Annotated in this window: 17 protein-coding genes; 6 read left to right on the forward strand and 11 right to left on the reverse strand. The window is 51.9% G+C overall.

The features are described from left to right. The first annotated feature begins 166 nt into the window (after positions 1-166). Genes AC52PS_RS06940 through pgl form a run of 5 tightly spaced genes read left to right on the forward strand, consistent with a single transcriptional unit; the run spans position 167 to position 7,880 of the window. Complete coding sequence (locus AC52PS_RS06940) at positions 167-1,360, forward strand: DUF3095 domain-containing protein (RefSeq protein ID WP_495562325.1); 1,194 nt, start codon at positions 167-169, stop codon at positions 1,358-1,360. A 58-nt stretch (positions 1,361-1,418) separates the two neighbouring features. Beyond that, positions 1,419-2,588: an exonuclease SbcCD subunit D gene (locus AC52PS_RS06945; RefSeq protein WP_495562326.1), complete on the forward strand. Its 1,170-nt coding sequence runs from the start codon at positions 1,419-1,421 to the stop codon at positions 2,586-2,588. Further along, complete coding sequence (locus AC52PS_RS06950) at positions 2,585-5,584, forward strand: AAA family ATPase (RefSeq protein WP_495562327.1); 3,000 nt, start codon at positions 2,585-2,587, stop codon at positions 5,582-5,584. Before AC52PS_RS06945 ends, AC52PS_RS06950 begins: the two co-directional genes overlap by 4 nt. 57 nt (positions 5,585-5,641) lie before the next feature. Continuing rightward, positions 5,642-7,102: a glucose-6-phosphate dehydrogenase gene (gene zwf, locus AC52PS_RS06955; protein WP_495562328.1), complete on the forward strand. Its 1,461-nt coding sequence runs from the start codon at positions 5,642-5,644 to the stop codon at positions 7,100-7,102. A gap of 10 nt (positions 7,103-7,112) precedes the next feature. Continuing rightward, positions 7,113-7,880, forward strand: coding sequence for a 6-phosphogluconolactonase (pgl, locus tag AC52PS_RS06960; protein ID WP_495562329.1), 768 nt, complete (start codon positions 7,113-7,115; stop codon positions 7,878-7,880). Positions 7,881-7,916: 36 nt separating this feature from the next. Here pgl and AC52PS_RS06965 read toward each other — a convergent pair whose 3' ends face one another. Continuing rightward, a complete protein-coding gene (locus AC52PS_RS06965) occupies positions 7,917-9,947 on the reverse strand; it encodes a sensor histidine kinase (protein WP_495562330.1) in 2,031 nt (676 codons plus the stop codon). Positions 9,948-10,076: 129 nt separating this feature from the next. Beyond that, positions 10,077-11,372 (reverse strand): response regulator, encoded by a 1,296-nt coding sequence (locus AC52PS_RS06970; protein WP_495562331.1) that lies wholly within the window; start codon positions 11,370-11,372, stop codon positions 10,077-10,079. An 89-nt stretch (positions 11,373-11,461) separates the two neighbouring features. Here AC52PS_RS06970 and AC52PS_RS06975 point away from each other — a divergent pair, with 89 nt between their 5' ends. Next, positions 11,462-12,241, forward strand: coding sequence for a lysophospholipid acyltransferase family protein (locus tag AC52PS_RS06975; protein WP_495562332.1), 780 nt, complete (start codon positions 11,462-11,464; stop codon positions 12,239-12,241). Between the two features lie 130 nt (positions 12,242-12,371). Here the strand turns inward: AC52PS_RS06975 and arfB are convergent, their stop codons facing one another. From arfB to AC52PS_RS07020, 9 genes are all read right to left on the reverse strand, one after another. Continuing rightward, entirely contained in the window at positions 12,372-12,797 is a 426-nt protein-coding gene (arfB, locus tag AC52PS_RS06980) for an alternative ribosome rescue aminoacyl-tRNA hydrolase ArfB (RefSeq protein WP_495562333.1), read from the reverse strand. A gap of 7 nt (positions 12,798-12,804) precedes the next feature. Next, on the reverse strand, positions 12,805-13,650 hold the full coding sequence (locus AC52PS_RS06985) for a carotenoid biosynthesis protein (protein WP_495562334.1): 846 nt from the start codon (positions 13,648-13,650) through the stop codon (positions 12,805-12,807). 47 nt (positions 13,651-13,697) lie between these two features. Then, entirely contained in the window at positions 13,698-15,332 is a 1,635-nt protein-coding gene (locus AC52PS_RS06990) for a phytoene desaturase family protein (RefSeq protein WP_495562335.1), read from the reverse strand. Beyond that, positions 15,319-16,203, reverse strand: coding sequence for a phytoene/squalene synthase family protein (locus AC52PS_RS06995; protein ID WP_495562336.1), 885 nt, complete (start codon positions 16,201-16,203; stop codon positions 15,319-15,321). Before AC52PS_RS06995 ends, AC52PS_RS06990 begins: the two co-directional genes overlap by 14 nt. A 288-nt stretch (positions 16,204-16,491) precedes the next feature. Continuing rightward, positions 16,492-17,082 carry a hypothetical protein gene (locus AC52PS_RS07000; protein WP_495562337.1) on the reverse strand — a complete coding sequence of 197 codons (591 nt, stop codon included), beginning with the start codon at positions 17,080-17,082 and terminating at the stop codon, positions 16,492-16,494. 98 nt (positions 17,083-17,180) lie between these two features. Next, a complete protein-coding gene (locus AC52PS_RS07005) occupies positions 17,181-19,121 on the reverse strand; it encodes an alpha-amylase family glycosyl hydrolase (RefSeq protein ID WP_495562338.1) in 1,941 nt (646 codons plus the stop codon). An 88-nt stretch (positions 19,122-19,209) separates the two neighbouring features. Beyond that, positions 19,210-19,686, reverse strand: a complete 477-nt coding sequence (locus AC52PS_RS07010) for a hypothetical protein (RefSeq protein WP_495562339.1) — start codon at positions 19,684-19,686, stop codon at positions 19,210-19,212. Between the two features lie 10 nt (positions 19,687-19,696). Further along, positions 19,697-21,781: an early set domain-containing protein gene (locus AC52PS_RS07015; RefSeq protein ID WP_495562340.1), complete on the reverse strand. Its 2,085-nt coding sequence runs from the start codon at positions 21,779-21,781 to the stop codon at positions 19,697-19,699. Positions 21,782-21,797: 16 nt separating this feature from the next. Beyond that, a complete protein-coding gene (locus AC52PS_RS07020; protein ID WP_495562341.1) occupies positions 21,798-22,940 on the reverse strand; it encodes a fibronectin type III domain-containing protein in 1,143 nt (380 codons plus the stop codon). Positions 22,941-23,332 lie beyond the last annotated feature (392 nt).

Consider the following 23,332-nt stretch of genomic DNA (forward strand, 5'->3'; position numbering starts at 1 on the left):
GAACCGTCGCCTATAGCCCGGGGAACCCGATCCGGCTCACGGGGCGGAGCCGGTGGGTGTTGCATACCCAGTAGACAGGGCGGAGCCGGCGGGTGTTGCATACTCGGTAGACAGGGGGGAACCGGCGGGTGTTGCCATTCAGAAGAATCAATCGTATGGTATTAGTATGAGTAAAAGCCGCGCCATTGCGGAGGATGATTTTTATCTCCGCCTTCCTTTAATAAGGGATTTCAGCGCCGGTCTGGAAGAGGGCATTCGTCCTGTTCCCCAAGACTGGTACATCGCAATCACAGATATTGTGGATTCCACCAAAGCCATTGAATCGGGTAAATATAAACAGGTGAATGTCTCCGGGGCCCTGCCCATAATCGCACTTGCACGAATGTACAACAGTCTGAAACGCCCCTTCGTATTCGGCGGTGACGGCATGACGTTTCTCATCGATGGAAATCATTATGAGGAGGCGAAGACCATTCTTTCCAGAACCATCCGGGATACCAGAATATTCTTCGGCCTCCATCTACGCGCCGCACTCATTCCCATGTCTGAAATTTACCGCCGGGGAGGCAGCCTGGCCTTGAGCAAACATGCGGTCAGCGAACAGTACACCCAGGCCTTTTTCCACGGCAGCGGAATACAGATGGCGGAAGAGATGCTCAAATTGCCCGGCGACCAGGATGCAGCCTTCCAAATCTCCGGGGCCGAAGATTCTGAAGCCGTAAACTACAAGGGATTCACCTGCCGCTGGGCGGACATTCCCGGAAGCAGCGAGGTAACCGCAGCCCTTATTGTGGAAGGCCGGAACGGGATGCCCGCCTCCCGGGTAATTCAAATTATCGAATCGGTGCTGGGGGACAGCAGCAGCTATCATCCTCTGAGAGTGGAAAACATGAAAATGGGGGGGGCGGGCAGCGAATGGAACCTTACGCCCCTGGTGATGAGCCGGGGTAAAAAATCACCGGCATATTTTCTGCGGGCAGTTATCTCATGGGTGGAAATTCAGCTGGCCAAACTGGTGGTTGCCCTGAATATTCCGGTGAAGCAAAATATTTATCAGATAAATAAAGCCCGGGAACAGAATATCGCCAACAGCGATTTCCGGAAGTACGAAGGGGCGTTGAAAATGATCTTCTCCGCCGATGAATCCGCCGTTGACGCATTGGAAAAAACCCTTGACGGGGAGGTTCAGGCGGGGCGCATCTTTTACGGCGTCCACCGAAGCAAAGAAGCTCATATGACCTGTATTGCAACCTTAGAAAGCGGAGATGACGTACACTTCATTGACGCCACCGGGGGAGGCTACGCCCTTGCGGCAGCTGCTTTAAAAGAGCAGAAGGTCCGGATGTCAACGGTGTCATAATCCGATTCTGTGCCCGCAGGCAGTTTTCATCCCTGCGGTTTTTCCCTATGCTTGAACAATGAAAATCCTCCACAGCGCCGATTGGCATCTTGGAAAAATCCTCCACGACCACTCACTCCTGGAACACCAGGAAGCGATTCTGAACCAAATTCTTGAACTGGGCGGTGACGGAAGCTACGACGCATTGATCATCGCCGGCGATATCTACGACCGCAGCATCCCCCCCGGTGAGGCCATGAATCTCATGAGCCGGTTTCTCAGGGATTACCGGAGACGATGTTCCACGCCGGTGTTAATTATCCCCGGGAATCACGACAGCCGCTCACGGCTGGCCTATCTTGCTGAGCTGCTGGAAGATAAGGATATTCATATCCGCAGCAGCGAGGAGCAGGTGGATGAGCCGGTAACAATCGGGAACGGGCGGTTCTGGCTCATCCCCTTCCTGGACCCGGACATTTCCCGTAACGGAGATGACGGACTCAACCCCCACGAACGGCCCCTTCACCGGGCGGTAGAACGGATTTATGAAGTGATGGACTCTTCGAATATTAATATTGCAGTGGCACACTGTTTTACTTCCGGTGGGGAGAGTTCAGATTCCGAGAGAAGCTTCGTAGGCGGGAGCGGGGAAGTATCTGCAGGGCTTTTTCAAAAGTTCGATTACACCGCCCTGGGTCATTTGCACCGTCATCAAAACCCGGGAAAAACCATTGCATACTCCGGATCACCATTAAAATACTCGTTTTCCGAAAGCGATGATATGAAATGTGTCCTCAGCGTGGAGGTGGATACACAAGGGGTACGGATTACCCCCCTCCCCCTCACGCCGCCCCGGGATCTGCACAGATTATCCGGAAGCTTGAAGCAGCTTTTAGAAGATCCTGAATATGCCACGCGGGAAAACGATTATGTGGAAATTGAATTGGACTACATACCCCCGGGGCTGAATCCCCTGGAGCATCTGAGACAGCGCTTCCCCTATCTTTTGAGTATTAGAAAAGCCGCTCCACGCCTTATGAATTCCACAGAAGACGGGACGGACGACATGGCGGAAGACCCGGCCGCTGCGGTGGCTCGGGATTACGCGAAGCGGGGAAAAGATATTCAAACAGACTTCGCATCTTTTTACGCACGGCTTCATCCCGATACCCCTGAGGTTCCCGAAAAAAAACTGGGGATATTTCAACGTGAATTGCAGGCATTGCGGAATGAAACGGAGGAATCATGAAACCTCTGAAACTTCAGATGGAAAATTTCGGCCCCTATGCGGGTGAGCACTGCTTAGATTTCCGCCGCCTTGAAGATATCTTTCTCATATCGGGGAAAACCGGCAGCGGAAAGACCAGTATTTTCGATGCCATGGTGTACGCCCTCTACGACCAGCCCCTGGGCACAAGGCAGCAGAAAGATTTGATGTCCCATTATCTGGGTTTCCCTGGGACCATGAGCGTGGTGCTGGAGTTTCAGGTGGGCGCGGATATGTACCGGGTTGAGCGGAGCATTACCCGCAGGGAGAAACGGGGCGGCGGGATAGCCATCGATCAAAAACACGGCCTGTGGAAACTGTCTGAAGGAAAGGACCCCGAACCGGTGGATGGAACCAGAAACCGGAGCGATCTAAACAGCCATATAGCCGGCTTGCTTCATTTGAGCAGGGAGGAGTTCTCCCGCATTATTATTCTGCCTCAGGGCGAATTTATGCGCTTTTTAGAGCAGTCTGCGTCGGAACGCCAGCAGACCCTCAAGTCGCTGTTTCCCGTTGAAGAGCATGAACAGCTTACGGACCGTCTGCAGGAGAAAAAGCGGGATGTAAAGCAGGAGATTCGCCGGATCCAGGAGAGAATCGGCGAACTTTCCCCTGAGGAGGGCCCTGCTGAAGGCGGAAACGATCTGAGTGAAGAGGAACATGAGCTTAGCGGGCAGATACGCTCCCTGGGATCGAACATCGGAGAACTGCAGACCCGGCGGGATCAACTCATTACCCGCCTAAGCCGGGAAGAGTCGGATTTGGCATCATTCCAGCAACTGGAGACATTAACACGGCAGCACAAGGAGCTGGAAGCACAAAAGCCCGAGATCCGGGAGCAGCAGACAGTCCTGGAGCACAGCGAAGCCGCAGCCAAAGCATCTCCCTACATCCGTCAATGGGAACGGAGTAAAACATCGGTGGAGGAGGCGGAGCATCAGCTCTCATCACACCAGGATGAAGGCAGGAAACTGAAGCTTCTCCTGGCGGAGTCTGAAGAAGCTATGTCCGAACTTGAGAATCTCAGCAGCCGCAGGGACGCTATTACATCTGAACTGGGCACCCTTGAACCCCTTGAGGAAAAACTCGGAAAGCTTGGCCGTTTAAAATCGGAAGATGAACAGCTCGTCTCTCAAATTCAACGTGCCGAGAAAGAGGAGCAGAGGCTCACACTCCGGAGCAAAGAAATAGGAGAAGAAAAAACCCGGCTGACACGGAGCCTTGAAGAGCTTCAGGGGGAACCTGAAGATGAGAACCTGCTTCTAAGGCAGGCCCAGGAGCTTGAATCGGCGGCATCCTATCATCGTCAGTTGGAAGATATACAGAGCCAATTGGGCGACACCGGGGAGATGCTGGCACGCTCCGGTGACGCTGAGACCCTGCTTTTGGAACAAAAAGAGCGCCTGGAGAAGCTGCGCCTCAGTCTCTATGCATCCCGACTGGCTTGGGAGCTGGAAGAGGACTCCCCCTGTCCGGTGTGCGGTTCCACCCATCATCCCCGGCGGGCGGAGCAAAATGCGGATGAGCGGGAAGGTATAGAAGCAGAGATTCACGAAATTGAAGAAAAAATTGCCTCTGCCAGAGACCGCCGAACCGAGCTTGAAGCCCGTAGCGAGGGGCTGAAGGCTCAGCTGGAGCAGGTTCGCAGCCGCATGCCCCCGGATCTTCTCTCCCTCACATCCTCAGAAATTCAGCACAACATGGGCGGAGTGAAGCAAAAACTGGAGGAAGGGGAAGCACGCCGCCGTAAACGGACAGCTTTGAGTGAAAAAATCAGCGCCCTGTCCGCCGAATCGGAAACCGTCCATGGAGAGCTGGCGGAGATCTGGCAGCATAAAAGCGCACTGCTTTCCCGGAGCGCCGCCCTTAACGGCAGCATTTCCGCCCTGGAGGAAGAAGCAGGGCAGTTCAACCTTGAGGGGCTCAGCACCCGCCTTGAAGATTTGCGGAGTGAACGAAAACAGCTGGATCAAAAAATCTCTGAAATCCGGAAGGAGCGGGAAGAGCTTCTTCGCCGTGACTCGGAAACCTCCCGGGGGACCGAACATTGGAAAAGTGAAGTAAAGGCCCGCAGGAAAACCCTTCTGGAAGGGGAGCAGGAACTTGCAGATATGCAACAGAAGCTGGGTTTCGAATCCCTTGACAGGCTGAACAACGCCCTGCGCAGTGAACAGGAAATGGAGCGGATTCGACGGGAGATAGAAAGCTTCCAGAGCTCCCTCACCTCCCTTGAGGGAAAAATATCCCAGCTTCAGGAAAAACTGGCGGACCTGGAAAAACCGGACATCCCGCGAACCCGGAAGGAGCTGGATGATCTGACCCGGGAGCTTACTGCCATGCAGGAAACCCGCGATGAAGCGATACAGAGACATCAGATTATCCGCCGGAATCTGGATGAACTGTCTGAGTTGAAATCCCGGCTTGAACAACTGGGCACCGAGAGCCGGTTGTTGGTGGAGCTTGCGGATGAGCTCAGCGGTGACAACGAATTGCGCATACCCTTTCAGAATTATATTCTGGAATCGTATCTGAACCAGGTGGTATTTTATGCAAACCTGAGATTACGGCATCTCTCCGAGGACAGGTACGTACTCCAGCTTGATAAGGATATACAGGACAGAAGGAGCCAGGCGGGGCTGAATATTCAGGTGGAGGATCATTTCACCGGTGAGTCCCGGGGCGTCAAAACCCTTTCAGGGGGAGAAAAATTTCTGGCCTCCTTGGCACTGGCAATGGGGCTTGCGGACAGCATCCAGGAGCGATCCGGCCAGCTGCGCATGGATGCCCTGTTTCTCGATGAAGGGTTCGGAACCCTGGACGATGAAACCTTGAACCGATCCATCGATATTCTGGATGAAATCCGGAACCACCGGATGGTGGGGATCATTTCCCATGTGGAAGAGTTGAAACGGCGAATCCCCTGCCAGGTCCAGGTTGAAAAAGGGATTGCAGGCTCACAGATCCATGTTGTAGGATAGGCCGCCCGGATACTATATTCGAGAGCCGATGCGGGAAGTGTTTGAGAAGGAGAAACTATGGTTTCAGACAATTGTGTAATCGTCATATTCGGAGCCTCGGGAGACCTGACAAAACGAAAGCTCCTGCCAGCGTTTCTTCATCTGTTTAAAAACGCTCTGCTTCCCGAAGATTTTGCCATACTCGGGGTGGGCAGGAGCACGTTGACAGATGAAGAGTTTCGCTCTCTCATAGATGCCGATGAATCCTTCCGTTCCCATCTGTATTACAGCAGTATCGATACGGGGAAGCAGGAAGACTACGGCATTCTGGGCGGCAGGATTCACGCCCTTTCCCAAACCCATTCTGCCGGGGAAAATGTGCTGTATTATCTTTCCACCCCCCCTTCCCTTTACGATAAGATTCCCGAATTTCTGCATGCCCACGGCCTCACCGGCCAGGAAACCGGATGGAAGCGGCTGGTGGTAGAAAAACCCTTCGGCTACGACGGCGCATCCGCGTCGCGGCTTGACCGCACCCTTCACAAGTACTTCGATGAACCCCGGATCTTCAGAATAGACCATTATCTGGGTAAGGAGACGGTACAAAATCTTTTGGTGTTCAGGTTCGCCAACGGGGTATTTGAACCCATGTGGAACAGAAATTTTGTTGATCACATAGAGATCACCGCCGCCGAGCATTTGGGGGTGGAAAAGCGGGGTGGCTACTACGACGGAGCCGGTGCCGTCCGGGATATGTTCCAGAACCATCTTCTTCAGGTCCTGGCTCTCACCGCCATGGAACCTCCGGCAAAAATCGATGCCCCGTCTATTCGGGACGAGGCATCCAAAGTGCTCAAAAGCCTCAAGCCCCTTTCACACGAAGACCTGCGGCAAAACCTGGTATTGGGGCAGTACACCGGCTCCAATGTACGGGGTGAGCAGCTTCCCTCATACCGGGATGAAAAAGGGGTTGACCCAGAATCCCGGACCGAAACCTATGTTGGTCTTAAGCTCTTTATTAACAACTGGCGCTGGGAGGGAGTACCCATTTATGTACGCACGGGCAAGCGCCTGCCCACCCGGGTAACCGAAGTGGTAGTTCATTTCAAGTCCACCCCTCACCCGGAATTTGCCCACAGTTCGCCCAAGAACACCCTGATTATCAGGATTCAGCCCGATGAGGGAATTAGAATGAACTTCAGCCTGAAAGAGCCCGGTGCGGGATTCAAAACCAGTCCCGTATCGATGAATTTTTATTACAACGACCTTCAGCAGCAGGATTTGCTGAGTGCATATGAACGTCTGCTTCTGGATGCCATCCGGGGAGACGCCACCCTGTTTGCCCGCTCAGATGCGGTGCATGCATGCTGGGATTTTGTTCAGCCCATTCTTGAGTTCAAGGAGGACCCCCGTTCCCTATTCGGCTACGCCTCAGGTACCTGGGGCCCCAAGGAAGCGGATGAACTGCTCTCCCGGGACGGGCGAAGCTGGCGATTTCCCTGTAAGAACCTTACAGACACCCAGTATTGTGAACTCTGAGGAGGAATTGATGAACAGCTTTGAACAGGCAGAAGTGCGGGTTTTTCAGGACGGGTATCGGATGGCCGTCGAGCTGGGCGGGATATTCCGGAGCATCAGCGAGGAATCCGCACAGCCCAGACACATATGTCTTTCCGGCGGTTCCACCCCTTTAAAGCTGTTCAGGCTTCTGGCGGAACAGCCGTATCGGGATTTAATTGACTGGGGGCAGCTCCATTTCTGGTGGGGGGACGAGCGTTGTGTACCGCCTGAAGATGAACAAAGCAATTACGGACAGGCGAACCGGCTCCTTTTTTCCACCATTCCCATCCCCCGGGAGAACATTCATCCTATTCGGGGCGAAGCAGAACCGGAGGAAGAAGCCCGGCGTTATTCCGGCGAACTTGAATCCCTGCTTCCCCGGCGCAACGGCCTCCCCTCATTCAGGCTCACCCTCCTGGGACTGGGCGCTGACGGACATACCGCATCTCTCTTTCCCGGTGCATTTCCTCCAAAGCGAAACGAGCTCAGCTTTCCTGCCCGTCACCCGGAGAGCGGCCAGATGCGGATATCCCTCGGCCCGGCAATTCTCAACAACGGCGAAGAGCTGATCTATCTGGTCACCGGAAAAGCAAAGGCGTCTGTTCTGAAGGAAATCTCTGAGTTCGGCGACTCCCGCCCCAATTCCTATCCCGGGGCGGCAATCTACGCCCGCCGCGGTCGTACCCGGTGGTTTCTCGATAATGAGCTTGCGGGTGCAGCACAGATCCGGGGATCGAAAGCCCCGGAGGCCGGCTAATTACAGCTCCTGCACTGATTACAGCTCTCCCACTGATTACAGCTCCTCCAGGGGCTCAGCGTTTTGGGCGTCCTCTTCCTGTTCCATGGGTATGGAAATTCTGAAACAACTGCCTCCCAGGCTGCTTTTCACCAGGTCCAGGCTGCCGTGGTGCTGATTCACGATAATATCCCGGGAAATGCTTAAGCCCAGGCCGGTGCCCTCACCCACATCCTTGGTGGTGTAGAAAGGGTCGAATATTTTCCCCTTAACATCTTCACCGATGCCCGGACCGTCATCATCAAATTCTATCTGGACATTGCCGCCCTCCGGCCGAATGCGGATACTGATACGCCCCATATGGTCACGGTTCATAGATTTAATTGCCTGGGCTGCATTAATAGTTAAATTCAGAAACACCTGGCTCAGTTTTTCTCCGTAACAGAGAATCCGTTCCCCGAAATCATCCTGAACATCCACTTCTGCAACGTACTTGTAGAAATTTTTGGCAACGGTCAGTGTATCCTCAATGCCCCGGCGCAGATCCATGTATACCGGATGCAGGTCCGCATCCACATGGGAAAAATCTTTCAATGAACGTACAATGCTGCCGATCCGCTCTATCCCTTCCCGGGAATCGCTGAGAATTTCATCCAGCTCATTTCGGGATTCGTTTTCCAGTCTAGCGCCGTGCTCCCGGAGCAAATGGCTCATGCTGGAGAGATTGCTCTGAACATACCCCAGGGGATTATTAATCTCATGGGCCACGCCGGCTGCCAGCTGTCCCAGTGAAGCCAGCTTTTCTTGCTGGATAATGGTTGACTGCTGTTCCTGAAGTCTTCGGGTAAGAAGCTCCAACTCGGCGTTGGCCTTCATCATCTGGGAATCTCTCTTCATCCTCTGGGTGATATCTTTAATAATCAGATAAAACTCCCGGACCTTCCCGTCCGCCCTCCGATTCACTCCGATGCTTACCAACCCGTAGATCAGGTCACGCCGGCTGTTCTGAAACATCATTTCAAATTCACTCTGATTATCGGAGCGGTGGAGAAAGCGCAGCAGTTCATCCTGACTCATTCCATTGAGAAACACCCGCTCCAGAGCTTCCCCCCTTATTGCGCCAATATTGGCAACTCCGGTCATCTCCATGGCGGAACTGTTCATATCCAGAATTAATCCACGGGAGTCGCACAGAATCATCCCGTCCCGGGAATACTCAAATACATTGGAAAAGCGTGTTTCGTACTCCCGCCGTTCTCTCACTGTCCTGGCCAGGGTGAGTTTTTCTTCTATTCTCCCCTGCAATTCCCGAACATAGGGCTGAAGAAAGCCCATGGTATCTTTTACCAGCTGGAGACTTGCCTCCGGGAGAGCAGCCCCGGGGTTAATGAGCATTAGAACACCCAACCTGCCTCTCAGTCCCCCAATAAGACTGATGAAACCCCACAGGGATGATTCTTCCTCCTGAAGGGAAAAGGGCAGTTTTTTCACCCGCATATAGACTCCTCCCCTGCTTCCTTCCATGGCCGGTACATCTTCCGCTTCAGTGGAACTTTTACTCCCATACTGCTTAAACGTAGTTGTGAGGAACTCAGGGGATACATACTCGGTTGCCGAATAGGGCAGACGGTCCTCCACGTGGGACGACCAGAAGCGCAGCTCTGCAATCTCTCCACCGCTGTACACGCCCAGAACCCCGCATCTGGCTCCGGAAGCCTGAACAAGATTTTGAATCAGATCGGTGAGAATATCCCCCGTCTCACCGGCAAAAACATCCATTACATTCCGGCGGACAGTTTCCCCCCAGCCTAGGCGGCGCAGTTGCCGATACAGGGGATACACAATTAACAGAACCAGCCCCATAATTCCCGGGATCAGAATCAGCAGGATAATCCTCAACCGTGGCAGGGAAATTTCATTCTGGGGAGATATTTCAATAATGAGCAGCGATACTGCAATCAGGATAAGGACCGCAGCGAGAATGCGTATGCGCAGGGATAGATAGAGATCTTCAATTGCATGCATTTCATGAGAAGTCTTCCGCACCCCATGTTTAATATCCGCTGCTTTTCTATTTCCGTGTTTCATTCCGTGTTTCATATCGTTTCAGTTGAAGGGCAATTTCTCAAATCAGCTATGTTGGAAATTGCCAAACCCGGGTCACATCCGACTGGTCGGGCCACACCAGGTAGATCGGCCCCGATTTTCCGGGACCGCTCAGGAGAATACGGATATCTCTTCCTTTAGAAGCCGGGAAATCCGCTTGAGATTTTCTATATGCTCCTCATTCAGATCGGTGCCTTCGGGAAGCACCATGGAACCGGTTTGAAGATGAACCGACCTGGCAAGCCGCTGGCCGGGGATCAGCTGGTCGGCACTGAGGGTTTTCACCTTCCGTTCCTTCCAGTCGAACTTTTTCCGGAGTTTCTCCAGAAACCAATGCTCCGCGGCGGTTAGTTCGCCGCGTTTTCCTTCGCCGTCCGCCGAATCGGAAAGGGGAATTTCCTTACCGCTTACCTGCATAAATGCCCTCTCCATAATGCTCTGACCGTCTATGCCTGCTTCGGGATCCTGTTCAAGGGATCGAACCTGTTCATCAAAATCCAGTATCATCCTGAGAATGGCCGGAGCAGCCTCATCGGAACTCCTGGCCTCGGGATCGGCCGCCGGATGAGCCGCTTTTTTGAGCAACTCACCGAAGGAATTCAGCCTGTGAAAGCCATGAAGCATTGAAGCACTGGATCGGGCAAGTTCGCGCCAGGACATGGCAGCATCGCTCTCTTCTTTCAGTCCCCCGGCTGTATGGAGCATGGCCGAGTTTTTCATTGCGTTATATTCACTTTCTTCAAGTCCCGGGTAGCCCTGAAACAGCCGGGCAAGACCCGCAGCCCGTGAAGCCCGGGAGGCCAGATAGGGGCGGCTGAAATGAAGAATGCTGTGAATCAGCTCAAGCACCGAAGCATTCTGACGGTTCACCACATCATATGCCTGTTTCAGCCGTGCATAGCTTTTGCGGAGTTCGGCAGTGCGCTTTTCCACCCTGGCCTCGAGTTCGCCGTTAAGCTTCTCAAGCTCCCTGTTGCGCACACCTAATTCCTTCTGAAGCCGGGTGTTTTCCCTGCTGATCCTCAGGTGGTGGGCGGCCGATTGGATTACTTCAAGAAATTCATCGTTATCCCAGGGTTTTTTGAGAAAACGGTAGATATTCCCCTCATTCACCGCATGGAGAATGGCCTGGGTGTCCGCATAGCCGGTAATAATGATTCTCACCGTATCAGGATAGGTCTCCCGGATCCGGGTAAGGAGTTCACTCCCCCGCATATCGGGCATTCGTTCATCGGATACAATTATATCTGCAGTACGGGATTCCATTTTGGAGAGAGCTTCTTTTCCGGATCCTGCGGTTTCTACCCGATGTTCGCTGCGGCTTTTGAGCAGGCGGGAAAGTGATTTAAGGATATTTTGCTCGTCATCCACCAACAGAATTCTGAAAGTGTGGTTCGGTTCTCCCATATTCAAAGCTTAATTCACCGTGAAGAAATATCAAGGTATACTATCCACCCACTTGTGCATTTATGCACGATTGTGCAGTATTTGCTGTTATGAATATGTTGCGAACTGTGCTGTTTTTCTTATGGATGTGGCTTTTGCTGTTTTTTACCATTCTTTTGTTTATTCCGTTGATGCTGCTCAGCCTGCCGGGACTGGGCAGTTTGAAACGCGGCTTTGTGCACATGGTTACACAATCCTGGGCCCGGCACCTCATTGCCAGCGGCGGATCCAGGGTGGAAATCCGGGGAGAAGAGAATATTCCCCGGGGCCGGGCGGTATGTGTGGTGGCCAATCATCAGAGTAATTTCGATATTCCCCTTTTAATGGCCTATCTGCCCTTTACCCCCGGGTTTATCGCTAAAAAAGAGCTGGCAAGGGTACCCTTCTTCAACAGCTGGATCCGCACACTGAACTCGGTGTTTATCGACAGAAAGGACATCAGAGCTTCGGTAACAGCCCTCTCCCGGGCAGCGGATGGAGTAATCGGGGGAAAGAGCATGGTGCTCTTTCCCGAAGGGACCAGGAGCAGGTCAGGCGTTCCCGGTCGCTTCCATGCCGCAGGCCCCAGGACCATGGCGCACAAAAGCGTCCTCTTCCTGCCCATCACCATTTTTAACAGCCGGGAAATGTTCGAAAAACAGAAGCGCATTATCCCCACAAAGATCAGAATGGAAATCCATGAACCGATTCAGGGAAGCCCTGAAAATGCCAAAACGGTAAGCGCCCGTCTGCGGGATACCATCTTGAACCCCTTGGGCCTGGACCCCATGGGTCATTCCCCCCAAGCCCCGAACAACGATGAAGCTTCCGATGAGCCCCAGCCTCTCTGAATACAGGGAAACCCGTTGAATTCCAGCGGCCCCTCTGAACACCGGGCTGTGACGTGGGCAAGGAGTGTTGTAGAAAGGACGCTGAGGAAGGTGCGTTGGGATAAGAACGCTGAGGAAGGTGCGCCCCGGCCTACTCAGGTCCCGGCGGCGGCTTGCGTCCCTGTTTAAGGCGTCCCCGCTGTTTTTTCGAATCCAGGCGCCGCTGTTTCGCCGCTTTACCCGGTCGGGTGGGTCGGCGGGTCTTCACCGGTCTGAGAGCATGGCGAAAGAATTCCCTGAGACGCTCAAGTGCATCGTCTCGGTTGCGTTTCTGGCTGCGCTCAGTCTCGCTGCGGATGAGCAGTACGCCTTCCGATGTAATGCGGGAATCGGATACGGCAAGCAGTCTGGCCTTCACATGTTCGGGAAGGGATGATTCGGGAATATGAAAGCGCAGCTGGACAGCCGATGAGGTGGTGTTCACATGCTGCCCGCCCTTCCCGGACGCCCTGCTGGCGACGAACTCGATTTCGGTGGAGGGGACGCTTAAGTTCCGGTACAGATGAATCAAAGCCATACCTAACTCACAGCGTTCCCAGAAGGGGCAGCATGAGATTCAAGGCAAGAATGAACAGGAATTGGATAATTACATACAGTCCTGGAAAAAAGCGCTCGGTCCGGGCTCTGATGCGGTCCAGAGGGGACGGATCGGCCGCTGAGGCCTCGCGGACGCCCACACCCTGAGCAAATTTGGTCCCTGCCAACAGCCCGGGGTCGGTGTTTGCCGATTGATGCTCGCTTAAAGGGGCTCCAGAAGCAAAACGCATGGCCGGACCCCTGGAAGGCTCGGAGGGAACCATCCAGAAATAGAGGACCGCAAACACGAAACTGATCACCGCCCAGGCAATGTAATTATGGAGGGGTACTGTATTCCCCGCCCAGCTCCAGTAATCCAGTTGGGACATGGCAACCGGTTCAAGGAAAAAATCGAAAAAGACCGCACCGGCGGGAACCAGAACCAGGCTCAGAAGCAGGCTGGAACGAACCGTGCGCAGAGACTCGGCCAAACCATATACGATAATTACCCAGTTCAGACCTATAATCAGTGGAACATTGAACAACTGGGGTCCCAAGGTGCCGCCGTAGGAATACTCACCGAACACCAGTCCGGTTTTCACTCCCAGCACCTCCAGAGTGTAGGTCATAATCCAGGTGATCAGCACCCAAAGCAGAATTCTCCGCTTTTGCAGGGCCGTACGGCCGCTGCTGAGAACCGTCTGACCCAGGGTTACCAGGGCAAAGCTGAGCAGAATCCAGGGGGTGAGCTTAAGCATGAGCGAATAAAATGCCGAGCTCAGATGTCCGGCGACTCCCACCACATACATGATCAGAAGAACTGCCAGGGTAATAAGCGATGCATAGGTTTTCATGGTTGTCCATCCTCGGTTGATGTCCGTAAGCAATCATGGCTCACAGATTAAGTATTAGCATTCCCAGCCGCAGCATTCAAGCGGCCGGCAGCGGAATCATTGCCGATTTCTACATCATCCAAAAGCAGCCTGGCCGCTATGCGGCCGGAACTCACAGCCAGAGGCATTCCTCCGCCGGGGTGTACGCTCCCCCCGCAATGATACATGCCGGGGAAGTACGGGGATCGATTTGGATGCCGGCGAAAGGCCGCAGTCATGGTGTTTGAACTGATTCCGTAAAGGCTGCCCCGGTAGCTTCCGGTCTCCTTCTCGATAATGTCCGGAGTAAGAATTCTCTCTTCCTGTATGAGGGAGGCAATATCTTTTCCCAGCTCCCGGGATAGACGGCCGAGAACCCGCTGCTTGAGCTGATGCACCTCCGCCTGCCATTCTCTGCCTTGGGTATGATACGGCGCATTCACCATCACGAACCAGTTTTCTCCCCCCGGGGGAGCGTCTTCCGGGGTGAACTTGGACCCGATATTCACGTACACAGTAGGGTCTTCTGGAAGCTTGCTTTTTGCATGGATCTCATCGAACTCCTGTTTATAGTCTCCGGAGAAGAAAATATTGTGCAAGCCCAGCCGGTCAAAGCTGTGCTCCACTCCCCAAAAGAACACCACCGCAGAGGAGCTTGAAGGTTCCCGGCGGTAGCGCCTGGCAGACTTCAGATCCGGCGTGCGCACAATATCTTCATACCAATGGAGAACATCCACGTCGGAGACAATCCTGTGGGCGCTGATGCGGCTGCCGTCGGCAAAGTTTAGAATGTAGGGTCCTCCTGCACGGAGACTATTGCTATGGAATTTCCCGGTACGGGAATCATCGGAGCGGAATTTCTCGTCACGGGAATCATCGGAGCGCAGATTACCCGGAGCATTTTCAATTCCGGTGAGTTCTGAAGAGTAGTGGATCGAGCCACCCATCTCCTTCAAACGCCGTTCCATGGCTTTAGGGATGGATGCAATACCGTCACGGAGGGCGTAACACTCCTTACCGTGCTCCACCCAGGCAATACAGTTCAGGGCCGCCGGAGCCTTGTAGGGGCTGGAACCGTTGTAGGTTGCAAAACGGTTGAGAAGCTGCACAAGCCGGCGATCTTTCACAAAGGAAGCGTTCGCCTGATGCATGGTGCGAAATACATCTATGCCCGTGAGCAGAGCCAGATTTTTTACCGCCTTCACCGGCCCGCCCTTCTTCCAGTGACTCAGGGGATTGCGCAGGAACAGGTCCTCGGATATTTCATAAATCCGGCGTACATGAGCCATGTACTTTTCCATACCCGCTGTATCCGCCGGAGCAAGAGCTTCCACCTCGTCCAAAAAGCCCGGCATGGGACGGCTATTCATTCTGCTGCCGTCGGCGAAAAAATACTTCGTAATGGGATCCAGAGGGATAATATTCACATACTCCCTGAAATCCGCTCCGCTGTGGCGGAACAGATCCTCGAAATAGGAGGCAAGGGTGAACAAGCTGGGCCCGGCATCGAAACGGTACTCCCCCAGAGTAAACGAATATGCCTTACCCCCGGGCTCTTCCCGCTTCTCGAATACTTCCACATCCAGTCCGGCAGACTTCAAATCCATGGCGGCCGCAAGCCCGGCGAAGCCGGCTCCGATAACCGCAGTATCAATGTGTCGCATAGGCAATCTTCCTGGGCATTCCCCCCCGGAGCATATTCGCAATCCCCCGGAGCATAATTCTCGGTTTCGAGGGCTTCACCTGCATGCGGTAAATGACCCATGGATCGGTATAAATCTGTTCGGCAGTCCACAAATACATGTCGCTTGCTGTCCGCACCGGGATCCGGAAGCTCCGGGGAATATAGGCAAAGGCGGCATCCGCCTCCTCCTGCCACGAAGTGAACCTCTGAAGCTCCCTGCGAATAAACGCCTCAAATTCCGAGGGATACTTACGGGTGTCTGCCTCTTTCAGGGAATCGAAGGGAACATTCTCCAGGGGGATATACCGCCTGCCCAGACCGATATCCTCATGAATATCCCGCAAAAAATTAATATACTGCATGGCCCGGCCCAGCATCTTCGCCCCGTACAGAGCTTCGTCCGGAAGCTCCATAATTCGGGCCATGAACAAGCCGATTACCTCAGCAGAACCGTAAATATATTCCAATGTCTCATCCAGGGAATTGTATTCGCTCTTATGAAGGTCCAGTTCCATGCTGTAGAGGAACGCATCCGCCCAGGCCGGATCAAAACCGCAGACCGCCTCAAGCTCTACAAACCCGGCGATAACCGGATCCACCCCGACCTGCAAAACCGCATCAGGGTTCCGGGAATACGCGTGCCTCAGATCCTGGAAATCGCTGCAGAAACGGCGAAACCCCGGCTCATCCTGAGGAATATCATCCACCAGACTGTCCGCCTTCCTCACGAACGCATACAGGAGGGTTACCTTCTTCTTTAACTCACGGGGAAAAAAGCGGGTGGCATTGTAGTAGGTTTTGCTCCCCGCCGCGAACAGCTCCCTGTGAACCAGGCCAAGTTCTGTTCTCATACACGAGGGCTCTCTGTGAATATGCCCGGATGTTCCATCGGCTCCTGTCATTTTCCTCTGCCCCTTCATCTGCACCTTTCCGTTAGTATCAATCCGATTCATAACCCCTGCCCGAAAGCCGGCATCCGCTGAGCCCACATAGTTCCAGGCGGGCCCTGTAGGTACCAGACCGAAAGGCACCGGAATTACTCATACCCTGGCAGCATTCCAGCAAGATTATTTCATAATGTGATATTAATGTAATACGAGTACCCTTTCTGGACAAGAAAAAGTGCACGCTACAGATGCTCAGGAACCGGAACCCGGGAGAAACAACTTAACCTGCCTCCCCTCGAATCCGTGGTGGGTGCAGGCAGCACGGATAAGTACATAGCTGAGCCCGCCGTCTATTTCTATGCCCGACTGGGACCTGGTGAAGGGCATTTCATTGATATGATGATGCCATAGCACCCGTTCGGCAATGACCGAGTTGTCCCTGGGGTCGACCACCTGCCAGCGATCGGCGTAGTGTTCGCTGCCGTCGGTGAGGATCTCATCGTTATGGTCCAGCCGCACCGAAACAGTCCATGAACCGTCGGACGCCCGGCGTGCTTCCGCCTTCAACACCTGGGCGAAATTCCTGTCGGGGTTGAACGCTTCGCTTGCCGCAACATAGCTGGTAACTTCGCTCTGGGATATATGTACCTCATCCCTGCTGCCCGGGCCTTCAGCGGCATCTGCATCTCCCGTCTCACCGCTTCCGTCGGCAAACACAGCAGCGTGTGCTCCAGCAAAAAGAAGAATTACCGCCGCACACAGCAGCGCAGACCGCCGGATTATTTCAGGTCCAGCCACGGGCCGAGCCTTCTTCGCTTGGATATTAATCGTATGGAACATCATACCTCCCCGGAGCCCGGTCCGTAGGAAACAGGCTCCAGAGAATATGATACGAAAATCAGGGCCCCACGTAAATACGGGCGGAGTTTGCACTGCTGCTGCTACTGCTTTCGATACACTAATGCTTCATCTGCACCAATGCTGATGGAATGAGTTCCACCGGTCACATCTACGGTCGAAATGGGAGTGGTCAGATCAACCTTAAGAGTTGATGATTCAACAATCAGATCCCAATCTCCAGTCGAGGGAAAGGCCACATTAACACTTGTGGCAGCATCCTGATTGAGAACCACAAGAATTGCAGGATCGGAGCTGCCTCCGTAGCTGTAAGCAATCACATCCTCATCATTTCCTATTTGCCAGGGTTCATACGCCCAACTGTGATCCATCTCCGCCTCAGTCGCGGGCGTAAGATTATCGTTACCCAGGCGCAACTCAATAAGACCTTTCATAAACTCATACATTTCCAGGCTATCATCGCCGGTAGAAGCATTGTTGTATAACGTGTCCCACTCAACAAGATTGGCATTCTTATCTATGTTGTCATAAGGATAATCCGACGGGGTTTTGTTGCCGTAATGCACCCGCAAGATTTCATCCCCCATCCACATCATTGGAACTCCAAGGGAGGTAAACAGGGTAGTCTGGCCCAAAGCAACCTCGTCTAGGCTGAACTTTCTGTCTCCAACTGTACCGTTGTGCTGTGACCAGAGGGTACCTTCATCGTGGGAAGACACGAAATTAATCATGTCTGCAGGCCTTTGGGCCCAATTACCGGCATTTATATAATATAGGGCACTTCCGAGACCGGCGGAACTATTGCTTTCAAGGGCATTCCAAGCGGCAATCTTATAGTTTGCCCCCCAGCTGGATATGATTGACTGTCCGTTAGATGCATTGAAATCGCCAATACGATCGCTCACCCAACCATCAAACTGCTCGGCGATATAGTAGTAATCATCGTATCCGTTCTCCACCAGCTGCTGAATGAGAGGAAACAGACCATCAACCACATCAATGTAATCCACCGCATCGAAGCGGAAACCGTCAATTTTGAACTCATCCATAAGAAATTTCATATTGTCTAGAAAAAACTTCTGGGTGTATTCATTGGTAAAATCCAGCCGGTTACCCCAGGGTGTTTCGCCCTCAAAATAGCTTTCCTCATCAATTGCCCATAGATGGTTTTCACTATTGGCAGTATGATTGTAAACCACATCAAGAATAACCGCGATATCTTGTTGATGCAATTCATCCACAAGAGCCTTGAATTCGGTAAACGCATTGGCTTCTGTGCTGCCTAACGAGGATTCAATGGCAAAATAACCTGAATTGTTATACCCCCAGGAATACCAGCCACCGGGCCAATGCTGTATGGGCATAATTTCCACAGCATTCACCCCTAAATCTACAAGATACGGGATCTTTTCGATAACACGGTTAATGATCCCTGATGTGGTAATATTTGAATCTTCCCGGGTGAAATCATCCAGATGCATCTCATAAATTACCAAATCTTCCTTTGCAGGCCGGATTGGGGAAAAGTCACTAATCGTCCATGAATAATCTGTAGACACGATAAAGCTGTTACCACCGTCATTTCTAAATGCCCTTCCATAGGGGTCGCCAACCCACACAGGCTCCTGATCCAAGTTCTCATCTGAAAGCACAAATTTATACTCTGTTCCGGCCGAAATACCACTGAGCACAATCCACCAGTATTTCTGATCTTCATCGAATTTCATTTGATGGCTGGAAGAGTTCCAATCATTGAAATCACCGGCGATGTGTACAGTATTCAACACCGTGTCAGGCAGAGTAAATAAGTACTCTCCACCTCCCTGTTCATTGGGTCCGGGCATGGTGTAAGAAGAATGAAACGGATCATCAAGAACATACGGTGCGTTTTCCAATGGACGTGAAGAATAGTCTCTACCCGTCTCCGTGTCACTATCACCGGGGTTCGCCGGGTTTTTGCAGGCTGAAATACTGAGCACAATAAACATTGAGAACAATATTGCGTATGTTTTGTATATTCTCATAATCGCTTCCTTTGTGAGACTTACAAAAAAGACCGGCCCATAAGTGGCCGGTCTAAGAATTACGATTAAATGTTATGCATTATAATTTTTAGGGTTTGGTAGCTGTAAGCACTTCTTCCCATTCTTTTGATGCATCCCATTCAATATTCCATGCGGCACCGTCAACGGTAATTCCTTCAGCATCGAAAATATTCACTTCATTTCCAAAGCCTGTGTCTGCAAAGTCAGAATTCCATGGAACATTCTGCCACCATTCGCCGGCAGCAATTCGATAAATCTTGAAGTTACCTTGGTCGAGGGGAAATTCAACCGCAGGGTCGAAGGTCCATTCTGCAGTTCCATCGCTGGATTCTACAACATAGGTTGCGATAAAATCCGCATCTTCTTCGAGAGTGTCTTCAAAACCCATTACCTGCCCTCTGATTGCGTAGGTACCGTCTTCAGGCAGGTTAACGGCAGTAAGTTTCGCCATCTGAACTCCACCTGCATTGTGCAGTACGTTTCCGCAACCACTCACAGCGAGTATCAGCACGATTAGTGCTGCAAATATAATTCCTTTTTTCATAATCATCTCCTTAGAAGTCCCAGCCGATACCAAAGCTCAGGAAGGCCTCTCCCTGACCGCCAAGACTGTCGGGATAGTTTCCGTCGAAAGATACATCTGCTGTTGCATCATCACCGCTGTAGGGAGCAAGATCATATCCCATTCGAAGGAATGTGGTTGCACCTCGCCAGTTTTCGGGAAGAGTCAGCTCGCCACCGAGGGCCACACCAAAGGGTGAAGTTTCCCCATCAGCAAGTCGAACAACCACTGATGTATCAACCTTTACTTTTTCTGCAAGACCAACATGAGCTACTGTTACAATGTTTTCATTCAGGTATGCAAGATCAACATTGATGTAATCCAGACCTTCTGCAAGTTCAGTCAGTTCAACTTTACCATAGATCTGACCCCAGTCATCGTTGGATTTGTAGTAATCATACCCAAGCTTCACGTTAGCAAGAACAGGTACAATTTCTTTCAGCGCTACTGAACCACCGGCTGCCCGTACACTGAAATCTGAAGGACCTGTAGTGAGGGTCATTGCACTGTAACCTGACACATCAATTGTTACAGGAAGAACAGAGCCGAGATACAGGTCAATATACGGATACAGGTTATGGACGGTGTTTGCAGTAAGGCTGTCGCTATACCACTCGTTAGTAATAAGTGCATCACCATCAAACAGATGATTAGTTCTGAAATCGTAGTTCACACCCACCTTCAGCAAATCGATAGGCTTGGTGGAGGGAGAAATACCCGCGAGGAAAACACCTTTAGCGAGCTTGGCACCGGTAGTACCTTCGTTGTCATCACCGAAGATGGTAGTTACATCGCTTCCGGCCCATCGTGCATAGAAACCTGTGTTGAATATGTCTCCGAGCCCCAGAGAGCCGTCGAAACCAGCTGCAATTGCTTCAGCAGGATCGTAGGCTTTGACAGGATCAAGAGTGGTCATTGCCTCAACACTGATATCCATGAGATCGGCTATTGCGATGTCGGTTCCAAGACCTATTGTGTGCATGGCATCAAATCCGTAGTAACGCAGCTGATTGTCATCCAGACGGTTGGCAAGGGAGTTGTAGAAGACGGTAGCAGTAAGATCGTTGAGCATCACGTCCACCCAACTGTAGATACCATGTCCGCCTGCCCTCTTGGTGAGACCGATCATTGCGTCAAGACCCACATCTGTTCCCAGAGTCTGGATTTTCTCACCATTGGTGATTTCCAGGTACCCGTCGTTAGCATCACGGTCATTGGCAAAGGTCTGCCAGATTCGAGCACGGCTGGACTCATCGCTTTTTGCAAAGTTGTAGCCGGTTGAAAGCTCAACCACGCCGGTAGCCAGTCCAGCTTTGAAGTGTCCAATTTCGGGTCGACTGTCACCGCCAATTGAATAGAATGGGCTGAACAGTGCAGATGCTACATTTTCAAGACCATCCGCAGCAGTTACAATCCGATCCACTTGATTTTCCGGATCGGCGGTTGCATCTGCAGCCTGCTCGTACACCCGAATAGAGCCGTCAAAAACTTTCAGCTCAAGAAAGGTATCAATTCCGGGAAGAATTCCTGCAGTCAATTTCCAGTAGCTCTTTCCAACAATATCGCTGTTGCTGGTTTCAAACCCTCTCATGTATTCACCATCTTCTCCTGGAGCAATGGAAGTGGTGAGAAAATTGGTTTTGGAGTAAAGTTGAGTGAAGGTGCCGAAAGTGAGGCTGGTACGGAACACATCGTCCTCTTCACCGCCTGCAGCAGCAAGCTCAGCAACGGCTACAACTCCATTTTTCCCGCCGAAACCGTCTTCAGTGGTTGCAGGAGCCAACCCTTCCATGCTGGAGAGGTACTCGCCGTCAACAACATATTTGAAGGTGAGGTTGTCGGATTTGCTTACTGCAAGTCGGTACTCCCACACGCCTTCTTCAACTTCTTCCATGGGAGTCGCTTCCTGATCCCAGCCCTGGAATCCTCCCGCAATATTTACAGATTCGGCATCCGCATTTTCATAGCGGAATACCAGTTCAAGCTCATCGGGCAGCTCAAGGCTCACAGTTGACTGTGCGAACACAGGTATTGCTGCAAGCAACAGAGCCGTCACTATAAGTAACGCTTTTTTCATGTTGTTCTCCTAAATTCTAATTCTTAGTAAAGTCTGCAGCACCTTCAACGTTGTCCACCGATAGATCATAAGAATTACCTATCAATAAATCCAAACCATCAAGGGCACTTAGATTTGCATTATCAAAACCGCCCAGGTCATCATGCAATGGAGTTACTGTAGTCCAGGTATCATCGGTGATCGCTTTCCACTGATAATCAGCAAAAATGGCCGGATCGAGTTCAACATCAAGTGTAAAAGTAACTTCGCCATCGGATACAGTTTCTTTGTAAGGTGAGTCCCAACCTTGGAAATCATCCAGCCAATTTGCACTTCCTGTCAATGCAACTTCATCTCCATTGTATGCAGCCAGACCGGTGATTGTAATTGTAGACAGCTCAACAGTCGTCGATTCGGTTGCAGTGATATCTTCTGCACCTTCGGTGTTATCGATTGAGATTTTATAAATCTTCCCATTCTCCACACTTGACGGCATCCCTGATAAATCGGCATTATCAAATCCACCAAGGTTATCATGCAAAGGTGCTACTGTAGTCCAGGTATCATCCGATATTGCTTTCCACTGGTAGTCACCCAACATTTCCGGATCCAACTCAACATTCAGCGTAAAAGTAACTTCACCACCAGATACAGTTTCTTTGTAAGGTGAGTCCCAACCTTGGAAATCATCCAGCCAATTTGCACTTCCTGTCAATGCAACTTCATCTCCATTGTATGCTGCCATACCAGTGATTGTAATAGTAGAAACAGTGAAAGTTGTTGCCACTTCTTCTTCAGGAGCGGCAGAAGTAGTAAATTCCTCTGACACTGATTCCGGAGTAATTGCTCCGTTTGATGCCACAAGACTTACCGCAACAGTGTAGTCAGTTTCAGCCGCAAGCTCAGTCAAAGCTACTGAACCGTTTCCATCCTCTGACTTTGCTTGTTGAAGAACCAGATCTTCAGCATCAGTGGTGCTAACAACAATTTGCACATCACTGTAAAGCCCTTCTTCAGGTTCAACCCACGATACTTCCGCTGAGTTGTGAGTGATGGAGCTAACAGTCAAATCGCTGACAGCTGCAGTTTCTCCATCCTCATTTACAAAGGGATTTGCACAGCTTGCAATCAGCAGCGCTGTTACAAGAACTGTTATCCCCATAGTTAACAGTTTCTTCATTTCGAAACCTCCTAAAACTTCTGGCCCGTTCAACGAACGGGATTGAATGCCACGCTTGATGGATCATTTTCACCCCGACCCATCAAGCAGTATTCACTATTTAAGCGGCAGAATGCCGAGTATCAGGAGGGAATCCCTGAACCCGCGATATCCGGCGAAATGCCGGATCTGGAGACGGGTAGAGATGGTAAAAATGAGTCCCGACCCATGGACGGTTTGCACAGGAAAAATGCCGGAGCTAAATGCTCCAGCGCCAACAAAACCGAAGGAGGTGGAAACATTTCCAAAAATGGTGGAAATGTTTCCATACGCCGCTGACCGGATCCCCACATCCAGTCCCGGCACCGCCTCATGGGTCAACGACTCATGCTATGTAATGGTAATTGCAAGGT

The sequence above is a fragment of the Salinispira sp. genome (assembly GCF_059431795.1).